The organism is Bartonella capreoli (assembly GCF_902813205.1).
Taxonomy (GTDB): Bacteria; Pseudomonadota; Alphaproteobacteria; order Rhizobiales; family Rhizobiaceae; genus Bartonella; species Bartonella schoenbuchensis.
The window spans coordinates 1-2,212 of sequence record NZ_CADDZX010000037.1; the positions used below are offsets into that span (position 1 = coordinate 1).

4 protein-coding genes are annotated in these 2,212 nt (G+C 36.1%); 2 read left to right on the forward strand and 2 right to left on the reverse strand.

Annotation, left to right across the window (positions count from 1 at the left end; all coding sequences use genetic code 11):
* Nucleotides 1–300: 300 nt before the first annotated feature.
* Together J7R05_RS07000 and J7R05_RS07005 are read left to right on the forward strand one after the other, a co-directional pair.
* A complete protein-coding gene (locus J7R05_RS07000; RefSeq protein ID WP_208541744.1) occupies nucleotides 301–609 on the forward strand; it encodes a type II toxin-antitoxin system RelE/ParE family toxin in 309 nt (102 codons plus the stop codon).
* Nucleotides 590–874: an addiction module antidote protein gene (locus J7R05_RS07005; RefSeq protein ID WP_208541745.1), complete on the forward strand. Its 285-nt coding sequence runs from the start codon at nucleotides 590–592 to the stop codon at nucleotides 872–874. The genes J7R05_RS07000 and J7R05_RS07005 overlap by 20 nt, the downstream gene beginning before the upstream one ends.
* 105 nt (nucleotides 875–979) lie before the next feature.
* On the opposite strand, the gene J7R05_RS07010 is transcribed toward J7R05_RS07005, so the two are convergent.
* Nucleotides 980–1,525: a hypothetical protein gene (locus tag J7R05_RS07010; RefSeq protein WP_208541746.1), complete on the reverse strand. Its 546-nt coding sequence runs from the start codon at nucleotides 1,523–1,525 to the stop codon at nucleotides 980–982.
* Nucleotides 1,526–1,842: 317 nt separating this feature from the next.
* The coding region (gene ssb / locus J7R05_RS07015) for a single-stranded DNA-binding protein (protein WP_208541747.1) at nucleotides 1,843–2,212 on the reverse strand (370 nt) is incomplete at its 5' end.

Here is a 2,212-nt window from a genome sequence, read left to right on the forward strand (position 1 = left end):
AATCGTCAATAAATAAAAACAACTAAACTTGATTATCCTAACAAAAAACCCTGCAAACGCAGGGCTTTCCGTAGCATAGCAAGAAATAAAAATTATATTATAAATCTAATTTTAGGCACAATACGACTAGTGCCGCGATGTCATTAAATACCATTTCTACCACCTTGTCAACTCAAAAATCACGATATGGTATTTTTTATCTCATTCTACCTAAATATGGTAACTCCAAAGCGTAAAATCACACATTTAAAATAAAGGATTTCATTTGACAAAATGTCATGTGTTCACTATAGTATACACATGATACGCATTCATAAAACTAAAGAATTCGATACTTGGCTTAAGAAGCTCAAAGACAAAAGTGTTAAAGCTATTATTCTTGAACGTATCACACGTTTAAACCGAGATTTATTAGGTGATGTAAAATTTTTTAATGGTATCGGTGAATTACGTATCCACTATGGAGCCGGTTACCGGGTTTATTTCTTCAAAAGCGGTTCTGAATTTATCCTTTTGTTATGTGGTGGAGATAAATCAACACAGCAAAAAGATATTGAAAAAGCGTTGAAACTAAAAAAGGAGTGTACTGATGAAGGTAACACCATTTAAACCTGAAGAATATCTAAAAACTTCTGAAGAACAGCAAATCTTCTTAAATGAAGCTTTTAAAACAGGTGACGTAGCTCATATTGCTGACGCTCTTGGTATTGTTGCTCGAGCTCAAAATATGAGTGCTTTAGCAAAAGAAGCGGATCTCGCACGAAGTGGTTTGTATCGCTCTTTAAGTGAAAATGGTGATCCTAAACTTTCAACCTTAGTCGCGGTATTAACAGCTCTTAATTTGCAGCTTAACGTACAATCTTGTCCCAAATGAAATATGCTATCAAATTCATTCAAAATGATAATGATACCCTTATTGTTATTATAAAAGACCTTCAAGAGTTCATCACTTATTGATATTCAAGACGCTTCTTAAAGCTTACAAAGCTTCTCTCTTTTGCGAAAAAAACTTCTGAAGAGCATTTAGAGCCATGTATAGAGAAGTAACAAGATGTTTCATTGGTTGATCTTCAATAACGATATACTGCAAAGCAGCATAAAGATTATACTGACGATATAAACCTTGTGCTTCTCTGATAACCTCTTGCATAGCTTCATAGCGATCAGTTGCTACCTCAATCCACTTCTCAAGACCATCTTGATCGTGATTAGAAGCTACATCGTCATGAACTGCCCCCGGAAACCCTTTCGCACACCGATAATCGTTTAACACCTGCATATACTGCTGTGACGCATCATACTGATCTTGATTAATCTTTTTTTCCAATAAATATAACCGCCCTACATAAGTGCCCATAATCGGGTTTTTCGCATCTTGAATGCTTATCCCATAACGCTTGGCACGCATTTCAAGTGTCTGTTGATCAACAGGCTTACGAGGCTTATTTGCACGTGAGATACGTCCATTGGGTTCTCTTATTTGACCTTCTATTCTAGGTCTTCCCCGTTTTTTACGTTTTTTCATTCACGCCCTCAGATGCCTTTTTAATATATTGCCAAATTCTCTCTATCTTGGATTGCGTCTTTCGCTTCAAATAAAGGAGCCACATAAGGAAAGCGCTTATTACAAAAAAAACTATTATTTTCTCTCCCAAATGGCTTTTATCCCATATTGTCCCCAAAACTAAAGTTATGAACGTCCCTAACAAAATACCTATGGACGTATCAAAATGCTGTACATACATTGCGCAATTTCTTAATGAATCCATTTCTTGCTCTGTAACAACATGATGCATAGTCATTCTATGGTTTCTCCATTTCTTCATAAGAAAACCTTCCTAATTAAAACGGGATATTGTCATCCAAAGTTGTTTCTAAATATTCTTGACCACCGCTCTCCCATGTCGTTGTTTGCTTTTGAACATCCATGTCAGGTTCAGCCTTTTGAACACTATCAAGGATCCTCAATTCCCCTTTATATTGCGGTAAGATAATTTCTGTTGTGTAGTGTGTTTGCCCGCTTTTATCTTGCCATTTACGCGTCTGTAATTGACCTTCAACATAAACCTTGGAACCTTTACTCAGATACTGAAGTGCAACCTTTGCAAGATGTGGATTAAAAACCACGATAGAGTGCCATTCTGTTTTCTCTACCTTTTCACCTGTTTTTTTATCTACGTATCTTTGAGAAGTGCCTATACGAAAATTCACC